The organism is Stenotrophomonas sp. NPDC077659, assembly GCF_050268705.1.
In the GTDB taxonomy this organism is placed as follows: domain Bacteria; phylum Pseudomonadota; class Gammaproteobacteria; order Xanthomonadales; family Xanthomonadaceae; genus Stenotrophomonas.
On the sequence record NZ_JBNNHG010000006.1, the window covers coordinates 29,889 to 50,737 of the forward strand.

General features: G+C 65.7%; 15 protein-coding genes and 1 riboswitch. Of the genes, 6 read left to right on the top strand and 9 right to left on the bottom strand.

Going from position 1 to position 20,849, the window contains the following annotated elements; genetic code table 11:
* Positions 1 to 42: 42 nt before the first annotated feature.
* The 3 genes from ACQKDV_RS02000 to ACQKDV_RS02010 form a co-directional block, all read right to left on the bottom strand.
* Positions 43 to 543 (bottom strand): RNA polymerase sigma factor, encoded by a 501-nt coding sequence (locus ACQKDV_RS02000; protein WP_427782120.1) that lies wholly within the window; start codon positions 541 to 543, stop codon positions 43 to 45.
* A gap of 84 nt (positions 544 to 627) precedes the next feature.
* Positions 628 to 1,107, bottom strand: a complete 480-nt coding sequence (locus tag ACQKDV_RS02005) for a hypothetical protein (protein ID WP_427782121.1) — start codon at positions 1,105 to 1,107, stop codon at positions 628 to 630.
* On the bottom strand, positions 1,104 to 1,571 hold the full coding sequence (locus tag ACQKDV_RS02010) for a hypothetical protein (protein WP_427782122.1): 468 nt from the start codon (positions 1,569 to 1,571) through the stop codon (positions 1,104 to 1,106). Before ACQKDV_RS02010 ends, ACQKDV_RS02005 begins: the two co-directional genes overlap by 4 nt.
* Positions 1,572 to 1,789: 218 nt before the next feature.
* On the opposite strand from ACQKDV_RS02010, the gene ppa reads away from it, so the two are divergent.
* Positions 1,790 to 2,326, top strand: coding sequence for an inorganic diphosphatase (ppa, locus tag ACQKDV_RS02015; RefSeq protein WP_427782123.1), 537 nt, complete (start codon positions 1,790 to 1,792; stop codon positions 2,324 to 2,326).
* A 151-nt stretch (positions 2,327 to 2,477) separates the two neighbouring features.
* Positions 2,478 to 3,599, top strand: a complete 1,122-nt coding sequence (locus ACQKDV_RS02020) for an HDOD domain-containing protein (protein WP_427782124.1) — start codon at positions 2,478 to 2,480, stop codon at positions 3,597 to 3,599.
* A gap of 140 nt (positions 3,600 to 3,739) precedes the next feature.
* Here the strand turns inward: ACQKDV_RS02020 and ACQKDV_RS02025 are convergent, their stop codons facing one another.
* The 5 genes from ACQKDV_RS02025 to thiC form a co-directional block, all read right to left on the bottom strand.
* Entirely contained in the window at positions 3,740 to 6,601 is a 2,862-nt protein-coding gene (locus ACQKDV_RS02025; protein ID WP_427782125.1) for a TonB-dependent receptor, read from the bottom strand.
* A gap of 49 nt (positions 6,602 to 6,650) precedes the next feature.
* Entirely contained in the window at positions 6,651 to 7,550 is a 900-nt protein-coding gene (locus ACQKDV_RS02030) for a helix-turn-helix domain-containing protein (RefSeq protein WP_427782126.1), read from the bottom strand.
* Between the two features lie 115 nt (positions 7,551 to 7,665).
* A complete protein-coding gene (locus ACQKDV_RS02035; protein WP_427782127.1) occupies positions 7,666 to 9,981 on the bottom strand; it encodes a winged helix-turn-helix domain-containing protein in 2,316 nt (771 codons plus the stop codon).
* A 257-nt stretch (positions 9,982 to 10,238) separates the two neighbouring features.
* Entirely contained in the window at positions 10,239 to 10,910 is a 672-nt protein-coding gene (locus tag ACQKDV_RS02040) for an ion channel (protein WP_427782128.1), read from the bottom strand.
* Between the two features lie 121 nt (positions 10,911 to 11,031).
* Positions 11,032 to 12,828 (bottom strand): phosphomethylpyrimidine synthase ThiC, encoded by a 1,797-nt coding sequence (gene thiC / locus ACQKDV_RS02045; RefSeq protein WP_427782129.1) that lies wholly within the window; start codon positions 12,826 to 12,828, stop codon positions 11,032 to 11,034.
* Positions 12,829 to 12,911: 83 nt separating this feature from the next.
* A riboswitch (TPP riboswitch) is annotated at positions 12,912 to 13,013 on the bottom strand.
* A gap of 185 nt (positions 13,014 to 13,198) precedes the next feature.
* Between thiC and ACQKDV_RS02050 the strand changes: the two genes are divergently transcribed.
* On the top strand, positions 13,199 to 14,776 hold the full coding sequence (locus tag ACQKDV_RS02050; protein ID WP_427782130.1) for a BCCT family transporter: 1,578 nt from the start codon (positions 13,199 to 13,201) through the stop codon (positions 14,774 to 14,776).
* A 563-nt stretch (positions 14,777 to 15,339) separates the two neighbouring features.
* On the opposite strand, the gene ggt is transcribed toward ACQKDV_RS02050, so the two are convergent.
* The gene (gene ggt, locus ACQKDV_RS02055; protein ID WP_427782131.1) at positions 15,340 to 17,058 is read right to left on the bottom strand and encodes a gamma-glutamyltransferase; all 1,719 of its coding nucleotides are present in this window, start codon (positions 17,056 to 17,058) and stop codon (positions 15,340 to 15,342) included.
* 789 nt (positions 17,059 to 17,847) lie between these two features.
* On the opposite strand from ggt, the gene ilvC reads away from it, so the two are divergent.
* Genes ilvC through ACQKDV_RS02070 form a run of 3 tightly spaced genes read left to right on the top strand, consistent with a single transcriptional unit; the run spans position 17,848 to position 20,829 of the window.
* Positions 17,848 to 18,822, top strand: coding sequence for a ketol-acid reductoisomerase (gene ilvC / locus ACQKDV_RS02060; RefSeq protein WP_324810512.1), 975 nt, complete (start codon positions 17,848 to 17,850; stop codon positions 18,820 to 18,822).
* A 38-nt stretch (positions 18,823 to 18,860) separates the two neighbouring features.
* Positions 18,861 to 20,597, top strand: a complete 1,737-nt coding sequence (gene ilvG, locus ACQKDV_RS02065; RefSeq protein ID WP_427782132.1) for an acetolactate synthase 2 catalytic subunit — start codon at positions 18,861 to 18,863, stop codon at positions 20,595 to 20,597.
* Positions 20,581 to 20,829 carry an ACT domain-containing protein gene (locus ACQKDV_RS02070; protein WP_108766244.1) on the top strand — a complete coding sequence of 83 codons (249 nt, stop codon included), beginning with the start codon at positions 20,581 to 20,583 and terminating at the stop codon, positions 20,827 to 20,829. The genes ilvG and ACQKDV_RS02070 overlap by 17 nt, the downstream gene beginning before the upstream one ends.
* The last annotated feature ends 20 nt before the right edge of the window (positions 20,830 to 20,849 follow it).

A 20,849-nucleotide genomic window follows, 5' to 3' on the forward strand; every position in this document is an offset into this window, starting at 1 on the left:
GATCAAGACGCTCGTGGTGCCATGGGCCCCAAGGATGATGGATCATCGCCCGTCGCGCGCCCATGCCAGCCGGCTGAGGGCGCTGCGCACATGGTTTTCCACCGTGGTGACCGATACGCCGAGACGGCGCGCGATCTCGGCCTGGGTCAGGCCCTGCAGCCGGTTGAGGCGGAACATGGTGCGGGTGGGCTCGGGCAGATGTCCGGCCGCGTCCAGCACGCGCTGCAGCTCGTCCTGGGCCATCACCTGTTCTTCGGTGGACACCTCGTCCTCCTCCTGCCAGAGGTAGTGCTCGGCCAGCAGACGGTTGCGGCGCGTCGATTCGCGGCCATGGTCGGTAGCCAGGTTGATGGCCAGACGGTAAAGGTAGGCCCGGGGGTTGTCGATGCTCTGCTGGTTATCGACGCCACGGGCCTTGAGCCAGACTGCCTGGATCACATCCTCGGCGCCACTGTCGCCGCCGAGGATGCGCTGCACCCTGCGCAGCAGCGCCGGCCGTTCGCGGATCAGCAGTTCGGTGAGGGTGGCGGCATTGGAAGGCATGCGCGGGCGACGGGAGGTACGGGGGCGGCGCGCATGCCACTCCGTAAATGCGAATCAGTCACGTTTACTGCGGACCTCCGGCCCTCACAGGCACTCGGTCAGACCGTCGTAGACACTGCGCGAGGTACCGGGCAACGGCACATCGATGGAATCCCGAGCGGGAACGGCTTCCCAGGCCTGCAGCAGCGTCTCCAGCGGTGTGCCTGCGGCCAGCGACAGCGGGCAGGCATAGCTGCGCAGGTCCGCATCGATGCGGCCATCGCCCTTCACCGAGGTGTTGCTGCCGGCAAAGGTCCATATGCAGTGGGCCACATGCCCCGTGGCCCGCTCGACCGAGCAGCGCAGGCGCATGGCCTGCAGGTTGTAGTACTCGCCTTCGCAGAAGGTGTCGCCACAGACATCATCGAAGCCGGCCACGAGCGCGCGTTCGACGTCGCCAAAACGCTGCCAGCCGCTGGCCTGGTCCGGATACAGGCGGGCATCGACGTAGCCGTCGCTGGCGAGGAGGGGCAAACTGGCCAGGCACAGCGGCAGGCCGAACATCAGCAGAAGGGAGCGCATCATCCCTGCCTCCCTTGGTTACCGGCGCCCTGCAGGCAGCCCAGCAGCCCATCGAACAGGCCCCGGCCCAGCCCGGGGAACGCGCCCTCGCCCCCCTCCGGCCCCGACAGCGCCGCATGGAACTGCTCCACCGGCACCCCGGGCAGCAGATCAACCGGGCAGACCCAGCGACCGTTGTCGACCTCCACCTCGCCCGTGCTGGGGTGCACGCGCAGCTCGCTGGCGGCCACCACCCAGGCACAGCCGGTGACGGTGCCGGACAGCCGTTTCACCGCACAACGCACCTGCATGACCCGGTAATTGCTGTAGTCCCCGGCGCAGATCGTATCGGCGCAGATCCGGTTGAAACCCTGCATCAGGGCCGCTTCCAGATCGTAGAAGCGGTCCCAGTTGGCCTCGCTGGTGGGGTAATCAACCAGATCGACATGGCTGCCGGCCACCGCCGAAGGGGCGACAGACAGCAGCACGGCAAAGCTACAGCAATGCATCCAGCGCATGGTGGTACTCCTCGGGAATGAGGCAACCAGCCTGCGCCGGCAGGCACCACCGGGCCCATCGGGAAACCCCGCCCTGGCCGCTGCGCCGGAGGACTGGACGAAGGTCGGCCCTGCCCTACCCTGCACAGCGCCCGGCAAAGGCATAAAATGGTGAGCTATCCGTCTACATCCCCCACCTGGAGCACACCATGGGTCTGGAACTCGTCTCGCCCGGCAAGAACCCGCCGGAAGAAATCAACGTCATCATCGAGATCCCGAAGGACTCGGAGCCGGTGAAGTACGAAGTGGACAAGGAAACCGGCGCGATCTTCGTCGACCGCATCCTGTCGACCCCGATGCGCTACCCGTGCAACTACGGCTACGTGCCGAGCACCCTGTGCGGCGATGGCGACCCGGCCGACGTGCTGGTGGTCCTGCCGCTGCCGCTGGTCCCCGGTTCGGTGGTGCGCTGCCGTCCGGTCGGCGTGCTGAAGATGAGCGATGAGGCAGGCAGCGATGAGAAGATCCTGGCCGTGCCGGTCTCGAAGATCTTCAACGGCTACGCCCATGTCGAAGACATCGCCCAGGTCTCCAGCCACTGGCTGGAACGCATCGGCCACTTCTTCGAGCATTACAAGGACCTGGAAAAGGGCAAGTGGGTCAAGCTGGACGGTTGGGGTGGCGCGGCCGAGGCCAAGCAGATCCTGATCGAGGCGCACCAGCGCCACCTCGACAGCAAGGCCTGAGCCTGAACAGGATCGCTCCGGTGCAGGGCGCCGGAGCGATCTTGGTCACGTTTCAACACTGCGGGCCATCACTGTTGGCGCCGTATTAGGTAAATTGCGTCACTTCACACGTCATCGGCGCACGCCGTCGAGACAGCCAGGGGAATGTGTCGTGCGTATTCTGCTTGTTGGGGATTCAGACAGCCTGCCGGCTGAGCTGAGCGAATTCATTGCCGATCTTGGGGAAGACTGGCAGCCGCTGACCGCCGTCGATGGTCATACGGCGATGTCTGCGGTGGCTGCGCAGGGCGTGGACGCGGTCATCGTCTGCCCGCAGCTGCCCGACCTGAATGCAACCACATTGCTGGGTCAGATCCGTACGCTGCGCCCGGAAACCATCCGTATCGCGCTGGTCGATGCCCAGCATGGCAACCGGCCGCCGCCGGCGCGCCTGATCGGCGTGGCCCACCGCTTCCTGCCGTTGCCGCTGGCACCGGAAGTGCTGCTGGAAGCGCTGACCAGCCTGGAAGAGCTGCGCGAGGTGCTGGACAGCCCGCGCCTGCGCGACGCCATCGGCCGCATCGAGAAGCTGCCCTCGCCGCCGCACCTGTACCTGAGCCTGACCCAGGCGCTGGAACACGACGACGACACCGACAGTGGCGACGTGGCCAAGCTGGTCGCTGCCGATCCGGCAATCGCGGCCAAGGTACTGCAGCTGTCCAATTCGGCGTTCTTCAGCCAGGGACGCACCATTGCCGACCTGCGCACGGCGGTGACCCGCCTGGGTCTGGCCACGCTGCGCGACCTGGTGCTGGCCAGCGAAGTGTTCTCCGCGCCGACGCTGTCCACAGCCGAGCGCAATTCCTTGCAGCAGCGTGCACTGATGGCTTCGCGGCTGGCCGCCCGCCTGCTGCCCGAATCCAGCGCCGAGCTGGGTGCTACAGCCGCCCTGCTGGCCGATATCGGCCTGCTGCTGCCAGGCGTGCGCAACGAGCGCAGCGAGCCGGCGCAGGCCGGCGACCCGCGCCCAGGCCATGCCGAGGCCGGTGCCTACCTGCTGGGCCTGTGGGGCCTGCCGATGCCGATCATCGAAGCGGTGGCCTTCCACCTGCAGCCGCAGCGCGCCAGCACCCGCAGCTTCTGGGTAACCGGCGCAGTGCATGTGGCCTTGGCGCTGGTCAACGGCGAACCGGTGGATGAGGAGTACCTGCAGCGTGCCGGCGTGCTGAACAAGCTGCCGCAGTGGCGCGAGCACGCCAACACCCTGATGGGGCTGGCACCGACCGAAGCCTGATCCACGCGGCATCGGAGGAGAACGAGGGGCAGGCCGCAGGGCCTGCCCTTTTTTCATGCGCAGCCAGGCCCGCGCACAAACAAAGAGGGCGGACCTATCGGTCCGCCCTCCTCTCATGCGTGTTGCGACGCTTCGATGGATCAGAAGCGCTGGGTGTACTTCATGTACAGGAAGCGACCCACATCGAAGCCACCGTAGTAGGCGAACGCCGAGTTCGGGGCCGAGTACATCAGCGGACCCTTGTGATCGAACACGTTGTTGGCGCCCAGGGCGATGGTGGCATCCCACGGAGCCTTGTAGCTGACCTGCAGGTCGTGGAAGGTGTTCGAACCGGTCTTGCGCAGCGGGTCAGCTTCGCCGTTGGCAAAGTGGTCCGGCGCATTGCACCAGAACTCACCGGTGTCGATGCAGCCTTCCTTCATGCCCGAGTAGTAGCGGGCGGTGTAGTTCACACCGAAATCACCGTACTGCCAGTTGATGCCGAGGTTCGAACGCACGCGGAACAGGCCGGCTTCGCCGACGCGACCGATCATGATGTTGTCGCCGTCGCTGTTCTGGCCCTGCTCGTCGTACTTGGCGGTGTAGCTCGTCGTCCAGTCGATGTTGAACTGACCGATGGCCAGTTCCGGCAGACGGTACTTGATGCCCAGGTCGTAACCTTCGGTTTCCATCTTGCCGAGGTTGGCGGTGCCGTAGGTAATGGCGCTGACGTGGCCGTCATCGGCACGCACGACATCGGCACAACGGGCCGAGTTGCCCAGCACGTAGCAGTCACGCAGGATGCGGTCGACGCTGTCAGCGATGATCATGTCGCTGATTTCGTACTTGTACCAGTCCAGCGAGAGGTCCAGGCCCTGCACCCACTGCGGGCTCCACACCAGACCGAAGGTGGTGCTCTTGGAGGTTTCCGGCTTCAGGTTCGGGTTGGCACCGGAGATGAACTGGTCACCCGACTGGCACGGCAGGGTCGAGCAGACCTTGCCCGCCTGGCCCACCTGGGTGTAGCCCACCGGCACGCCGGCCTGACTGCACGCTGCGTTGCCGTTGACCGAGCCCGGAGCGGTGATGCCGCACGGATCGATGTACGACTCGAAGCTCGAGCTCAGGCCACCGTACAGGTCGCTGATGGTCGGCGCACGGAAGCCTTCAGCATAGGTACCGCGGACCAGCAGGCCTTCGATCGGACGCCAGGTCAGGCCGAACTTGCTGTTGGTGGTGCCACCGAAGTTGCTGTAGTCCGAGTAACGGCTGGCAACGTTCAGGGTCAGTTCCTTGGCGAAGGCCACGTCGGCCAGCAGCGGCACGTTCAGTTCGAGGTAGACCTCGTTCAGATCGTACTCACCGCGGGTCGGCTTCTGCCCCAGGCCGGTGGACTGGCCCGACTGCGCGAAGGCGTCCGGCACGTAGCTGCCTTCTTCCTTGCGGTGCTCGACGCCCATGGCGAAGCCCAGATCACCGGCCGGCAGGGTCACGATGGAACCGGCCAGGTTGGCGGTGAAGCTGGTGGTCTTGGTGACACCACGGGTGGTGAAGGTCGGGAACAGGAAGTCCTGCAGATCCTGGTCAGCCAGCGAACCCTGGCCTGCAACGCCGTACGGCAGCAGCGGGTTCCACGGGCGGCAGCCCGACAGCGCCGGGTCCAGCACGCCAGCGACGCCGCACTGGGCAACGCCGTTGCCATCGATGTACGAAGCGCCCAGGGCCTGGCGGGCACCGATCAGGCTCATGTCACCGCGGTTGGTCTTGATCGACTCGTTGCGGTTCCACAGTGCGCCGACGTCCCAATCGAAGGTCTTGCCGGCGAAGTCGAAGTAGCCGCTGATGGTCGGGGCGAAGCGCAGGGTCTTGAGCTGGCTGTCGGTGGTACGCGGCACTTCCCACAGGCGACGGCGGAAGCTGACGTTCTGGCCGACCGGGTTGAAGGCACTGCTGCCGCTCAGCGGGGTGTTGATGTCCGACGAAGCGGACTGGTACGGATAGCCGGCGATCTGCTGGAAGGTCTGACGCTCGTTGTAGAGCAGGTCAGTGTTCAGGCTGATCGAATCGGTGAAGTCGTAGGTGCCGTTGATATAGACCGACTTGCGCTTCACGCCGGTCAGCAGGGTCATCTGCTGGTTGGCATTGGCGTATTCGTCTTCAGTCAGCTCGTGGTAGTCAGCGGGGTTCTTCGGGTCGCCGCCCTGGTTCAGGGTCTGCCACACAGCGGTCTTGCTGTCTGCGCAGTTGTACAGGGTCGGGTTGCACCAGCTGCTGTTCTGGCTGACCGGGCTCCAGTCTGCCGAGGTCGAGTTCGGACCCAGCGCGCCGTCACGGCTGTACCAGCGGTCCTTGGCCCACACCGGATCCTGCTTGTTGTACTCGGCCGACAGGGTCAGGCTGCCACGCTCACCGCGGGCGCCGAGGGTCATCGAGTAGGTTTCGGTGTCACCGTCGCCGTTGCCGTACTGGCCGACGTAGACGTTGGCTTCGCCACCGTCGAAGTTCTTGCGGGTGATCACGTTCACGACGCCGGCGATGGCATCCGAACCGTAGATCGAGGACGCGCCGTCCTTCAGGATCTCGATGCGCTCAACGGCCGACATCGGGATCTGGCTCAGGTCCTGCAGGCCCGAGGTGGTGGCGCCCAGGCGCTTGCCGTTCATCAGCACCAGGGTGCGCTCGGCGCCCAGGTTGCGGATGTCGACGTAGTAGCCGCCGACGTTCTCGCCCGAAGCCAGCGACTCCGAACGGGAGATGGCCGGGGAGCCTGCCGAGGTCAGGTTGTTCAGCACGTCAGCGACGCTCGAGAAGCCCTGCTTTTCAAGGGACTCACGGGTCATCGTCAGGATCGGCTGCTGCGTCTCCATGTTGGCGCCGCGGATGCGCGAACCGGTGACCGAAATACGATCGAGGTCGGTGGTGCCGGAAGCAGCTTCCTGAGCGGAAGCGAACGCCGGCGTCAGCGCCAGCGCAATGCCGGCCGGCAGCAGGCCGAGCCGCACTGCGGGATTACGGAAGTTCATCAATCTCTCCAAGGTACGTGTTAGCAGCGTGTTAAAACACCCCAGCACGTTACGATTGCGTTGCAGCGCTGTATTTGCGCGAGACACCCGGAGACTTTGCTGATTGTGGCGGAAGCTTCGCGCCGTTTTCACGAAAACGCGAAGCCGAGGTGCCATAGCGCGCCCGGAATGCACGGGCAAAGCTGCAGCAATTGTCGAAGCCGCTGGCCGCCGCCACTTCGCCCACCATCATGTCGGTGTCGCGCAGCAGATCGGCCGCGCGTTCCAGGCGCAGGCGCGCGGACAACGACTGCGGGCTTTCCTCGTACAGGCTCTGGAACGTCTTGGAGAGATACCAGCTGGAGAAGTTGGTCAGTTCAGCCAGTTCGCCGATGCGCACCACGCGGTGGCTGTTGCCTTCCAGATAGAGGCGGGCGCGCTGCATGCGGCCGAACACCTGGCGCTTGCGGCTGCGCGAGCGGCCCGGGCAACGCTGCACGTTGTCGGCCAGGCTGCGCTGCAGGCCCGCCAGGTGCAGCAGCAGCGGGCGCAGTGCCGGCGCGGGCAGGCCACTGGCCAGCGCATCGCGCCACAGGCGCAGTCCGACGCGGGCGTCGCCCCTGCTCATCTGACCGCGACCTGCATAGAGGCCACAGTCGGCCATCTCGGCCAGCACGCGCAGCGCTTCGGGATTCAGGCTCAGGCCCACGCACAGACCGTTGCGCCCGGCCTGCACCAGTGGACGCGATTCCTTCTCGAACGCGATCCATTCACCCTGGCGGAGCCGGAACCGGCCTTCCTTCGCTTCCACCCACGACGTGCCGCGCACCTGCATCCACACGGTAAAGGTGGTGCCGGCGGTCTGCAGGCTGCCCAGGCGGGCAACGCCCAGGCAGGTCGGAGCTACATCGTCGACGGCCTTGTCGAGGGAGACGGTTTGGCCGCGATCGGCCAGGGTGAGTTGACGCATGAGGGCACCACGGATTTGCCAAGTACAGGCCTCCGTTTTGCCCAATCAGGCAGCTCGGCGTCAGGAAAGACTGACGAGATCACCACGAATTCGCGCCGAGATCGCTACGAAAAAGTTACGAAGGCCCTTTTTTTTTGAACATCAGCAACTTGCTGAAGGCGGGGAACAATGCCGGTGACTGTTTCGGCAGGCGCATGACGCCGATGTCCGCACCATCGCTGACGGCCAGGGACACATAGAGGTCATTGCCGTCGGCGCTGGCGCTGAGACCATTGCCGCCACTGAGCCGCAGCGCGTCCAGGCAGCGCTCCGGTTCCTCCCGGCCATCACGCATGCGCAGCAGCGTGGTGGCGCAGGCATTGGTGGTGCCGAGGTAGTCGAGGCCGCCCTGCCCCGCCACGGTCCAGACCCGGTAGCGCCAGCGGCTGGGCTGATCCTGGCTGATCTGCTGCACGCTGGCCGCGTCCAGCGCCGCATCGATGGACCACAGGCCGCTGGCGGCCAGACGGGTGTACACGACCCGACCGCTGCTGCGATCAAAGCGGGCCTGCGAGACGCCGTCCACGCTGGCCAGGCGCCGCCACGGTTGCCGGGTGCGGTCGAACAGACTCAAGCGCGTGTGCTGGTCGGCGTCACGCTCGAGGATCAGCAGTTGTCCGGGGTCCGCACCGTACAGCGCCTGCAACGGCTGCTCGACCGGCACCGGCAGCAACTGCAGCCGTTCGTCACGCGGGGCGATCTCATAGAGCACGGCCTTGCCGTGCCGGTCGCGTCCTACCACCAGCACCTGCCGGCTGTCCTGCGACCAGTCCGGTGCTTGCCGTGCCTCCGGCCGCAGGCCTTCAATCGGCCGCAGCGAATCGGGCCGCCGCATGTCGGCCCACCACAGCGCGAAGCTGCCCGAGCGGTCGGAACTGAAGACCAGCTGGTGGCCATCGGGGGCCAGCATCGGCTGTCCATCACGCCCGCTGGAGGCAAACAGACGCTCGCTGCTGCCTGAGGAGGACATCCTGAAGATGCCAAACTGGGCGCGTCGATGGACGAAGGCGAGCATGTCACCCCGCCGCGACACCGCTGGCCACTGCGCATCGTCCAGGCCGGCATCGCGCAGCGTGCGTCGCGCGACGTCCAGATAGTAGAGACGAGCTTCGCTGTCCACCCGGCGACCAAAGACAATGCTCCGGCCATCGCCCAGCCACGCCCAGCCGCGCAGTTCGGCCGCTTCGTTGGTCAGCTGTTCGGGCGTGCCGCCCGCTGCCGGCACCCGCCACAGATCGCCCAGTTGCGGGTTGCGTACGAACACCAGCCAGCGGCCGTCGGGAGAGTAGCGTGGCGCGTAGTCGAAGTCGTCCTCGTCAACGGCGTAATCGAGCGCGCGCCATTGCCCGGTCGGCAGGTCCAGCACGCGGATGCCGCGATGCGCGTAGCGGCCCACCATGCTGCCGAACACCAACCCGCGACCGTCCGGGGTCCAGTCGAAACTGAGCAGTTCGGTACCATCGCAGCGGGTGGCCTGACGCAGCGCACCGCCGGTGGCACTGGCGATCAGCACCTGGCAGCTGCCGTCGGCACCAAACCGCGCGAACGCGATCTCGCGGCCATCGGGCGACCAGGCAGGGAAGCGATCGTTGGCGCCTTCCGGTGGCGCCAGCAGCTGCCGCGCCGGGGCATTGCCCGAGGTCTGCACCTTGATGGCGTTGCCGCCTTTGCCGTCCTCGTTCGCACCCTCGTACGCCACCTGCGAACCATCGGGCGAAAGTGTGGGATAGGTCTCAAAGCCAGCGGTGGCGGTAATGAGTCGATACGGACGTTCAGGGCTGCCGATCACCCGCGTGCCATCTTCAACGGCCGCATCCACCGGCGAGCTCGACAGCGTCGGGCGACGCGCCAGCAGCGCGGCCATCACCAGCAGGGCCAGCAGCATGGCAACGCCCAGGGCCAGCAGCAGGCGCCGACGCCAGTAGCGCCAGCGACGACGTGCCGGCGACTGCGCCCTGGGCAGCGCTGCGGCGTCCGGTGCGTCAACAGCCGGAGCGACGACGGGCACTGCATCGTCCACCCGATCGGGTGCCACATCGGCGAGCACCTGTACAGGCACGAGCAGACGGTAACCGGTCTTGGCGATGGTCTCGATGTAAGCCTGGCTGTTGTCGTGGCCGCTGCTGAACGCCTTGCGCAGCTGCGTCACGGCCTGGGTCAGCACGTCATTGGTGGGCAGCGTGTCCGGCCAGACCTCGGCGAACAGTTCTTCACGGGTCACCACCCGCCCCGGCTGACGCAGCAGCACGCGCAGCACGCCCAGCGCCTTCGGCGTGAGCCGGCGCGGACGACGCGCACCCGCAACCTCGACCTCACGCGAGGACAACGTCACGATGCACTCGCCGATCCGGATCCGGTCGGCTTCAGACGGCTGGGTTTCGCTGCTGATCATCTGCTACAGGAAGATTAAAACGAGCCACGGATGCAACGGCTGTCCGGCACAGCGTGTCCGAGGCGCAGCGAGAAGCCAGATTCCGCAAAAAGCATCGGCGCATACCGCAAAAAAAACGAAGCCGGCGAATACTAGCCTATGCAGGTTGCCTCGCCTATGCGTGGTGGACATCAGGCTCTCTCTCGCCGACGCATTCACATAAGCAGCACCATCATTCGCGCCCCTCTGGGCGCGAAATTTTTATCCTGGGTTCATTTTCAGAGACGTCGGATCATGGTCAATCCGACAAGCCGCGAAACGACCAGAGCGACGTACATGACCCCGGAAAACTGCTCCAGCATGACCAATGCGCGTGCCTGTGGATGCAGTGGCACGACATCGCTGAGGCCCACCCCGGACAACAAGCTGAAGCTCAGGTAAAGCAACTCCATCCAGGTGCGCTGCGGCCCTTCTGTGCTGCCCTGGAAACTGCCCGGATACCACTGCTGGCAGACTGCGAATGCGAACGCGAATGCCCACGCGAGCAACGTGAACGTGGCCCCAACAGCGAACAGTTCATCGCGCGTGACTTTATGGTCCTGCAGCATGTAGGCGATCAACGCCCCGGCGGTGTAGAAATACAGCAGGCTCTCCAGCAACTGTGCGGTGGTGCCCAGCGCCGGGCGATCCAGCAGCGCAGCGGCAATGGAGAACACCACCGAAGGAATGGCCAGCAGAAGGGCCAGCCAAGTGCCCAGCGGGCTGCGCTGCACCACCCACAGCGCAAGGCCCAGCACCGCCATGCCGAACACACCCAGTGCTGCCCGCCCGGCTGCAGTGTCATCCAGCGCCGGGTACGACAGCACGGCCATCAGCTGCGCACCCAGCAACCAAGCGGAAGGATGACGGCGGGCGATGGCCAGCCAGCGGGTGGTGATGGCAATGGGCATGGCATGCCTCCGGGGGCGATGGGTGCGAGCATAGCCGGTACTGCACGCACGTGAGGTGGTAGCGCCGGGCCATGCCCGGCGGCTTCCACAGACCGCTGCGCTCGTCGGGCATGGCCCGGCGCTACCACTGCCACCCCGCCTCGGTGTAGTCGCGCACATCCTGGGTGATCTTCATCGAACAGAAGTGCGGGCCACACATCGAGCAGAAATGTGCCTGCTTGTGCGCGTCCTTCGGCAGGGTCTCATCGTGGAAGGCCTTGGCCTTCTCCGGATCCAGGCCGAGGTGGAACTGGTCTTCCCAGCGGAACTCGAAACGCGCCTTGCTCAGTGCGTTGTCGCGCACCTGCGCGCCCGGATGGCCCTTGGCCAGGTCGGCCGCGTGCGCGGCGATGCGGTAAGCCATGATGCCGTCGCGCACATCCTGGCGATTGGGCAGGCCGAGGTGCTCCTTCGGCGTCACGTAGCAGAGCATCGCGGTACCGAACCAACCGATCATCGCCGCACCGATCGCGCTGGTGATGTGGTCGTAGCCCGGGGCGATGTCGGTGGTCAGCGGTCCCAGCGTGTAGAACGGGGCTTCACCGCACTCGCGCAGCTGCTTGTCCATGTTTTCCTTGATCAACTGCATCGGCACATGGCCGGGGCCTTCGATCATGGTCTGCACATCGTGCTTCCAGGCGATCTTCGTCAGTTCGCCCAGCGTCTCCAGCTCGCCGAACTGTGCCGCGTCGTTGGCATCGGCGATGCAGCCGGGGCGCAGACCGTCGCCCAGCGAGAAGGTCACGTCGTAGGCCTTCATGATTTCGCAGATCTCTTCGAAATGCGTGTAGAGGAAGTTCTCCTTGTGGTGCGCCAGGCACCACTTGGCCATGATCGAACCACCGCGGCTGACGATGCCGGTCACGCGCTTGGCGGTGAGCGGCACGTAGCGCAGCAGCACACCGGCGTGGAGGGTGAAGTAGTCCACGCCCTGCTCGGCCTGTTCGATCAGCGTGTCGCGGAAGATCTCCCAGCTCAGCGCTTCAGCGCGGCCGTCGACCTTTTCAAGCGCCTGGTAGAGCGGCACGGTACCGATGGCCACCGGGGAATTGCGGATGATCCATTCGCGGGTTTCATGGATGTGCTTGCCGGTGGACAGGTCCATCACCGTGTCGCCGCCCCAGCGGATGGCCCAGACCAGCTTCTCCACTTCTTCGGCAATGCCTGACGACAACGCGCTGTTGCCGATATTGGCGTTGATCTTGGTGAGGAAGTTGCGGCCGATGATCATCGGCTCGCTTTCCGGGTGGTTGATGTTGTTGGGCAGTACCGCGCGCCCGCGTGCGATTTCATCGCGCACGAATTCCGGGGTGATGATCGTCGGGATGGCGGCACCGAAGGACTGCCCAGGATGCTGCTGCAGCAGCGCTGCATCCTGGATCGCTTCCAGGCGCTGGTTCTCGCGGATGGCAACGAATTCCATTTCCGGGGTGATGATGCCGCGTCGCGCATAATGCATCTGGGTGACATTGGCGCCGGCGCGCGCACGACGAGGCAGCCTGCGTGCGGGGAAGCGCACCGCGTCGAGCTTCGCATCCTGCGCGCGTCCCCGGCCGAACACGGAACTCAGGCCATCGAGCTGTTCGGTATCGCCGCGCGCTTCCACCCAGGTGCGGCGCAGCGCGGGCAGGCCTTCGGAAAGATCGATAGGCACATCCGGATCGGTGTAAGGGCCGGAGGTGTCGTAGACGGTGACCGGCGCGTTCTCTGCGCCACCGAACAGGGCCGGCGTGCGGGTCAGTGCGATCTCGCGCATGGGCACGCGCAGGTCTGGCTGCGAACCCGGCACGTAGATCTTGCGCGAACCCGGAATCGGTCGGGTCACCGACTCGGAAAGTTGCTGGGCCTGTTGCTGCAGGGCGGAGGGCTGTGCGTTCATCGGGCATCGTCCAGTTGGGTCAGGGACGAAGCGGCGGCGCACTGCGCACCGCGCCCGGACGGTCCTTGGGCGGACTCCGGGCACGGTTGCACTGCAAAGCTTCCCTACGCCGGTATGAACCGGATCAGGTTCCAAGGGACTGTCTCAACCGTGGCCATCGGGCCGCGGTACCCCCGCTTCTTGGCGGGCATTAGAGCACAGCGTCAGCGGTTCGGGGTCAGAGCCCGCTGCGCCGCAACGGGCTCTGACCTCCACCTCGTTAACGGAACGGTGACACTCCGTTCAGTAACGTGATTGCTCGCCGCCCACGCGGCCCTCGCTGCCAGCTCTGGCTCGCTCCCCTCAATCCCTTGATCGGAGAAGCTCCTTCATGGTGTTTCGCGTTTCCATCGCACTGGTGCTCGTACTGGTGCTGCTCGCCGGCTTCGCGCCAGGCCCCTTCAATACCGTGGTGCAGTCGGTCCTGGCCGATGTGATCCGCAGCGTCGGCTGGTTGTATCTGCTGGTGGTGTTCCTCGCATTGACCTTCCTGATGTACCTGGCCTTCGGTCGCTTCGGCAACCTGCGCATCGGTGGCGAGGACGCCGAACCCGAGTTCTCGCGCGCCAGCTGGATGTCGATGCTGTTCGCTGCCGGCATGGGCATCGGCCTGGTGTTCTGGGGTGCGGCCGAACCGATTTCCCACTTCACCAAGCCACCAGAAGGACTGGAACCGCAGAGCATGGATGCCGCACGCGCCTCGATGCGCTATGCGTTCTTCCACTGGGGGCTTCATCCTTGGGCAATCTACGCACTGATCGGCTTGGCAATGGCGTGGTTCCAGTTCAATCGCAACGGCCGCGGCCTGGTCAGTGACATGCTGCAGCCGATCATCGGCCGCCACCATCGCGGCTGGATCGGCAAAACGGTCAACGTCGCCGCCGTGGTCGCTACCGCAATCGGTGTGGCCACCACGCTGGGCTTCGGCACCATCCAGATCGCCGCTGGCGTCGAACGCGTGTTTGGCCTGCAAGCGACCGTTGCGGTGCAGATGATCATCATCGCGGTAGCGTTCGTGCTGTACATGGCCTCCACCGCCAGCGGCGTGGAACGTGGGGTGAAATGGCTGTCCAACTTCAATCTGGCCTTGGCCGCGCTGCTGGCAGCGATCCTGCTGGTGCTGGGGCCCACGGGCTTCATCTTCGATACGTTCACGACCACGCTGGGTTCCTACCTCAACCAGCTGGTGACCATGAGCCTTCGCATGTCGCCGTTTTCCGGCAGCACCTGGGTGGCGGATTGGACGATCTTCTACTGGGCATGGTGGATCTCGTGGGCGCCGTTCGTGGGTTCGTTCATCGCCCGCATCTCGCGGGGCAGAAGTGTGCGCGAGTTTGTGATCGGCGTCGTGCTGGCACCCACGCTGCTTGGCTTCTTCTGGTTCTCGGTGTTCGGAGGTACCGCGTTGTGGTCGCAGATCTTCGGCCATGCCGACCTGGTGCAGGCGCTGGGCAACGGGTATGAAACGGTGCTGTTCACCCTGTTCGACAGCATGCCCGCCGCCCTGCTGCTTTCATGCATAGCCCTGGTACTGCTGATGATCTTCTTTGTGACCTCGGCCGATTCGGCGGTGCTGGTGCTGGCCAGCATGTCCACCGACGAGGCCGGCGATCCACCGCTGAAGCGCAAGCTGGCGTGGGGTATTGCGGTTGCACTGATCGCAGCGGCATTGCTGCTTGCCGGCGGACTGGATGCGCTGCAGGGGATGATCACGATCGCGGCGCTGCCGTTCGCGTTGCTGATGGTGCTGGTGATGGTGTCGCTGTACCGGGTGCTGGACCAGGATTACACGCGGGAGCGACGCCAGGCGCAGCGCCAGCGACACATGATCGACTCGTGGATTGCGCGGGAGATGGCGGCGCAGGAAGAGACCCAGGCGGAGGCGGCGCGCGCGCAGGAGCGGGACTGAGGGTGTTTTGCAGCCCGCGGCTGCACCGCTTTTTCAAGCAAATGCAACGGCAGGAGCAGAAGCGGCTCTGGGTTGATATGGGTTTGGCGGGGAGGGGGCAGATGGCGGGACACGCCGCAAGTACGTCCCTGTAGGCTCGGCCACGGCATCCATGCCGTGGACGGTCCCGCCATCTGCCCCCTCTCCGCCTCCGACAGTTTCCCGGTGACGGCAGTAGATCCACGCCATGCGTGGATGAGGTATATCGGAAAACAAGAAGGGGTCGGATGCGTTTTCCTGCGGAAAACGCATCCGACCCCATCCAAAGCGCACGGCTGTTGCTGTTGCTGTTGCTGTTGCCTTTGCTCTTGCTCTTCTTTTTTCTTTTCCTGCGGTGGCGGCCACGGAAACTGTCCGTGGCCGGGCGGGTGGGTTGGGCGGGGGTGTCAGCCGCATGGATGCGGCTGCCAAGCCTCCAGGGACGGATTCACGGCATCCCCCGACCAGCCCACCCGCCCGGCCAACCCAAGCATCACTGGAACCACCCCCACCGCAGAGGGGGCTGCGCCCGTTGGCCGGAAAACTCAGTACCCCGCCGCCTGCCCATCCTTGCGGCTCTCCGACGCGCCGTAATACACGCCCGTCTCCGGGTCACGCATGATCGCCTGGTAGCCACCATACGGGCCGTCGGCAAACACGATGCGATGCCCCTTGCGCATCAGCGCACGCACCGTCTCATACGGGAAGCCGGTTTCCAGGTTCACTTCACCGCCATCACTCATCGCCATCGCCTGCCCGGTCGGTTCGGTCGAACCTTCGTGCTGGATGCGCGGCGCGTCACCGGCTTCCTGCAGGTTCATGCCGAAATCCACCAGGTTCATCACGATCTGCGCGTGGCCCTGCGGCTGCATCGCGCCGCCCATCACGCCAAAGCTGGCGTACGGCTTGCCATCCTTGGTGATGAAACCGGGGATGATGGTCTGGAACGGGCGCTTGCCCGGTGCGTAGCCATTGGGATGGTTCTTCTGCAGCACGAACATCTCACCCCGGTCCTGCAGGATGAAGCCCAACCCCGGCGGTGCCATGCCGCTGCCCATGCCGCGGTAATTGGACTGGATGAGCGAAACCATCATGCCGTCGGCGTCGGCCACGGTCATGTAGATCGTGTCGCCCTCCTCCAGCTGCTTCGGCGTGCCCGGCTGCACTTCCTTCAACGCCTTGTCCATGGAGATCAGCGCACGGCGCTGGGCCGCGTAGTCCTTGGAAATCAGTTTCTGTACCGGGGCCGGTTGGAAGGCCATGTCGGCGTAGAAGCGTGCACGGTCGGCGAAGGCCAGCTTCTTGGCTTCGACGAACAGGTGCACGTGTTCGGGCGAGCCGAACGGAATCTTCGAAAAGTCGTAGCCTACCAGCACGTTGAGGATCTGCAGCGCGGCGATGCCCTGGCTGTTGGGCGGCAGTTCCCACACGTCATAGCCACGGTAATTGCTGCTGACCGGCTCGACCCACTCGCCATGGTGGTCGGCCATGTCCTGGTAGCTCAGGTAGCCTCCGTTGGCCTTGAAGTAGTCGCCGATGATGTGGGCGATGGCGCCCTTGTAGAAGGCATCGCGGCCGCCGTCGGCAATCTGCTGCAGGGTGTCGGCCAGGTTCGGGTTCTTCCACATCTCGCCCTTGCGCGGGGCGTGGCCGTTGATCGTGAACTGCTCGCTGAAGCCAGGGTACTTGGACAGCTTGGGTACCGAGCGGTCCCAGTAGTAGGCGATGACCTCGGCCACCGGATGGCCCTCGCGCGCGTAGCGGATGGCCGGGGCCAGGTTGTCGGCCATCGGCTTGCGGCCAAACCGCTCGTGCAGGGCGAACCAGCCGTCGACCGCACCGGGCACGGATACCGGCAGCGGGCCGGTGGCGGGGATCTCCTTCAGGCCGCGGCGCTGGAACTCGGCCAGGGTCAGCGACTTCGGCGAGCGGCCCGAGCCGTTGTAGCCGTAAAGCTTCTGCGTCTTCGGGTCCCAGACGATGGCGAACAGGTCGCCGCCGACACCGTTGCCGGTCGGCTCCATCAGGCCCAGGGTCGCGTTGGCGGCGATGGCGGCGTCAACCGCAGAGCCGCCTGCCTTCATCACGTCCAGCGCGACCTGGGTGGCCAGCGGCTGCGAGGTGGCGGCCATCGCATGTGGGGCGATCACCTCCGAACGGGTGGCGAAGGTGTGGCCGGTGATGCGGTCGGCGGCGAAGGACAGCGCGGGCATCGCAGCGAGGACGGCGGCGGCCAGCAGGGAACGGGCAATGCGTCGGGACACGGTCGGGTTCCGATGGAAGGGTGGTCCCCGATCTTCGCCGTTGCGGCCTTCACGCGGTATCGGGCAGAGGTCATGGGCGCCTGGATATCCCGGCGGGAGCGGGCGGGGGCGGCTGGTCAGGACACGCAAAAGCCCCTCCATGGTGCTCGATGGCGCCATCCATGGCGCAAACGGTCCTGCCCAGCCGCCCCCGCCCGCTCTAGACAGATTGCTGCGAGCGCGGACACAACGGCCCCTCATTCCCGCGCAGAAAGACCCCCTGAAAAGAGTGAATTCCGGTTCACCGAAACACTTTCGCTGGAAACCATCCTTGTGCCACAAGCGATTGCGCCGGATGCAGCGGAAACAAAAAAAATATCCGTTGCCAGGGTTGACACTGCCGAATCGCCCATGTTTCCCTCGGTCTCATGTTGCATCACACCACGCCACTGCGAACCCACGTTGAAGCCGCCGACATCGGCGCCGCCTCGCTGCGTTCGATTCTTGTGCTCGTACTTATTACCCAGCCTACAGGTGCGGGACGAGCCAGCGTGTAAGCAACAGACACACCGGAACTCATCAAAAACCCGCACCCGCCCCGGTGCGGGTTTTTTCATTTCAAGACCTGGTTTCAGACGCAACCACCATGAACACCTCCAACAGCAAAACCCGGACCTGCCACACCACGACGCCTCGTGGTGGCTGTGCCCGTGCGATGCGCCGCGCCTCCCCCACCGTTTTCCCCTGACCGGCCGGTACGTCGCTTCGACTGCCGGCCGTCTTTTTCTTCCCACGCAAGGAACCTCCCCCATGAGCACCAACGACCTGCCCCAGACCAAGATCGCCGTCATCGGCTACGGCAGCCAGGGCCGCGCCCACGCACTGAACCTGCGCGAATCCGGCTTCGACGTGGTGGTAGGCCTGCGCCCGGGCGGCCCGACCGAAGCCAAGGCGCAGGCCGACGGCTTCACCGTGGTGGCGCCGGCCGAGGCGGTGAAGAACGCCGACCTGGTCGCTGTGCTGACCCCGGACATGGTGCAGAAGAAGCTCTACAACGACGTGCTGGCGCCGAACATGAAGCAGGGTGCCTGCCTGCTGTTCGCCCACGGCCTGAACGTGCATTACGGCATGATCGAGCCGCGCGCCGACCTGGACGTGGTGCTGGTTGCGCCGAAGGGCCCGGGCGCACTGGTGCGCCGTGAATACGAGATCGGCCGTGGCGTGCCGTGCATCTGGGCGGTCTACCAGGATGTCAGCGGCAACGCAGCGCAGCACGCGCAGGCCTACGCCGCCGGCCTGGGCGGCGCGCGCGCCAACCTGATCCAGACCACGTTCAAGGAAGAAACCGAAACCGATCTGTTCGGCGAACAGGCGGTGCTGTGCGGCGGTGCCTCGGCACTGGTGCAGGCCGGTTTCGAGACCCTGGTGGAAGCCGGCTACCAGCCGGAAATCGCCTACTACGAAGTGCTGCACGAACTGAAGCTGATCGTTGACCTGTTCTACGAAGGCGGCATCTCGCGCATGCTGGAATTCATCTCCGAAACCGCCCAGTACGGCGACTACGTCAGCGGCCCGCGCGTGATCGACGCTGGCACCAAGGAGCGCATGAAGGAAGTCCTCAAGGACATCCAGGACGGCACCTTCACCAAGAACTGGGTGGCCGAGTACGAAGCGGGCCTGCCGAACTACAACAAGTTCAAGCAGGCCGACCTGGAGCACCCGATCGAGAAGGTGGGCAAGGAACTGCGCGCCAAGATGGTCTGGTTGCAAGGACAGGCCGCGTAATCACGCGGCCCTCCCCCACCCGCTTTGCAAGGTTCCCCATGAACTCTCCCACACACCGCAGCGCGCCGCCCAACGGCGCGCGCTGGCTGACCCAGGCGCTGGAGGCCGAGGGCGTCCGTACCCTGTTCGGCTATCCCGGCGGCACCATCATGCCGTTCTACGACGCGCTGGTGGATTCGTCGCTGAAGCACATCCTGGTGCGCCACGAGCAGGGTGCGGCGCTGGCAGCCAATGGCTTCGCCCGCGCCAGCGGCCAGGTCGGCGTCTGCGTGGCCACCTCCGGCCCGGGCGCCTCGAATCTGGTCACCGGCATCGCCGATGCCATGCTGGATTCGGTGCCGATGGTCTGCATCACCGGCCAGGTCGGTACGCCGCTGCTGGGCACCGACGCTTTCCAGGAACTGGATGTGTTCGGCCTGACCCTGCCCATCGTCAAGCACAGCTGGCTGGTGCGCAGCGTCGACGACCTGCCGCGCGTGGTGGCCGATGCGTTCCGCATTGCCCGCGAGGGCCGCCCCGGCCCGGTGCTGATCGACCTGCCCAAGGACGTGCAGCTGGCCGACGCCAGCCACCTGCCGGCGCACGTGCCGGCCACCGTCGAGCCGCCCGCTGCCGCAGCCGATGCAGCCATTGCCGAAGCCATCTCAGCGCTGACGGCGGCCGAGAAGCCGGTGGTCTACGCCGGCGGTGGCATTGCCCTGGGCGAAGCCGTGCAGGACCTGCGCGACTTCGTCGAGGCCAGCGCCATCCCCACCGTGATGACCCTGCGTGGCCTGGGCGCGCTGCCGCCGCAGCACCCGCACTCGCTGGGCATGCTGGGCATGCACGGCACCCGCGCGGCCAACATGGCCGTGCAGGAAAGCGACCTGCTGCTGGTGCTGGGCGCTCGCTTCGATGATCGTGCCACCGGCAAGCTGGCCGAATTCGCCCCGTTCGCCCGCGTGGTCCACATCGACGCCGACGCCTACGAGATCTCCAAGCTGCGCAGCGCCGATGTCGCCGTGCCCGGCAACGTCGGCCATGCCATCCGCGCCCTGCGTGCGGCCTTCCCCTCCCCCAAGGCCCACCAGGACGCCTGGCGCAAGCGCTGCGCCCAGCACCGTGATCGCTTCGCCGCCCGCTACGACGCGCCCGGCCAGCACATCTATGCCCCGGCGCTGCTGAAGCGCCTGAGCGAAGTGGCGCCCGCCGATACGGTCATTGCCTGCGATGTCGGCCAGCACCAGATGTGGGTCGCCCAGCACTGCCGCTTCAACCACCCGCGCAACCACCTGACCAGCGGCGCGCTGGGCACCATGGGCTTCGGCCTGCCGGCGGCGATGGGCGCGCAGTTCGCCTGCCCCGACCGCACCGTGGTGCTGGTGTCCGGCGATGGCAGCTTCATGATGAACGTGCAGGAGCTGGCCACCATCGCCCGTTGCCGCCTGCCGGTGAAGATCGTGCTGCTGGACAACAGTTCGCTGGGCATGGTGCGGCAGTGGCAGGAACTGTTCTTCGCCGAGCGTTACAGCGAGATCGACCTGTCCGACAACCCGGACTTCGTCGCCCTGGCCAAGGTGTTCGGCATCGCCGCCACGCGCATCGACAGCCGCGATGACGTGGAAGGTGGCCTGGCCGCACTGCTGGCCGAGCCGGGCCCGGCACTGCTGCACGTGGCCATTGATGCGCGCGCCAACGTGTGGCCGCTGGTGCCGCCCAACACCGCCAACAGCACCATGCTGGAAAGCAATCCCGCCCATGCACGCCAGGAGACCCCCAATGCAATACCGGCTTGACCTGGTGCTGCACCCGGCCGAAGGCGCGCTGCTGCGCGTGATCGGCATGGCCGAGCGACGCGGCTTCGCACCGCGCGCGATCAACGGCGCGCCGGTGGCCGCCGATGACGGACGCTGGCACCTGCAGCTGGTGGTCGATGGCCAGCGGCCGCCGGACACCCTGTGCCGGCAGATGGAAAAGATCTACGACTGCGTGTCGGTACAGCTGACGCCCGTGGAAGGAGCTGCCTGATGAACACCCGTACCGTAGTG

What these genes read in the sequence shown, in the direction of transcription:
- ACQKDV_RS02000 (WP_427782120.1), bottom strand. Translation starts at nt 543, where the DNA reads ATGCCTTCCAATGCCGCCACCCTCACCGAACTGCTGATCCGCGAACGG.
- ACQKDV_RS02005 (WP_427782121.1), bottom strand. Translation starts at nt 1,107, where the DNA reads ATGATGCGCTCCCTTCTGCTGATGTTCGGCCTGCCGCTGTGCCTGGCC.
- ppa (WP_427782123.1), top strand. Translation starts at nt 1,790, where the DNA reads ATGGGTCTGGAACTCGTCTCGCCCGGCAAGAACCCGCCGGAAGAAATC.
- ACQKDV_RS02025 (WP_427782125.1), bottom strand. Translation starts at nt 6,601, where the DNA reads ATGAACTTCCGTAATCCCGCAGTGCGGCTCGGCCTGCTGCCGGCCGGC.
- ACQKDV_RS02030 (WP_427782126.1), bottom strand. Translation starts at nt 7,550, where the DNA reads ATGCGTCAACTCACCCTGGCCGATCGCGGCCAAACCGTCTCCCTCGAC.
- ACQKDV_RS02035 (WP_427782127.1), bottom strand. Translation starts at nt 9,981, where the DNA reads ATGATCAGCAGCGAAACCCAGCCGTCTGAAGCCGACCGGATCCGGATC.
- ACQKDV_RS02040 (WP_427782128.1), bottom strand. Translation starts at nt 10,910, where the DNA reads ATGCCCATTGCCATCACCACCCGCTGGCTGGCCATCGCCCGCCGTCAT.
- thiC (WP_427782129.1), bottom strand. Translation starts at nt 12,828, where the DNA reads ATGAACGCACAGCCCTCCGCCCTGCAGCAACAGGCCCAGCAACTTTCC.
- ACQKDV_RS02050 (WP_427782130.1), top strand. Translation starts at nt 13,199, where the DNA reads ATGGTGTTTCGCGTTTCCATCGCACTGGTGCTCGTACTGGTGCTGCTC.
- ilvC (WP_324810512.1), top strand. Translation starts at nt 17,848, where the DNA reads ATGAGCACCAACGACCTGCCCCAGACCAAGATCGCCGTCATCGGCTAC.
- ilvG (WP_427782132.1), top strand. Translation starts at nt 18,861, where the DNA reads ATGAACTCTCCCACACACCGCAGCGCGCCGCCCAACGGCGCGCGCTGG.
- ACQKDV_RS02070 (WP_108766244.1), top strand. Translation starts at nt 20,581, where the DNA reads ATGCAATACCGGCTTGACCTGGTGCTGCACCCGGCCGAAGGCGCGCTG.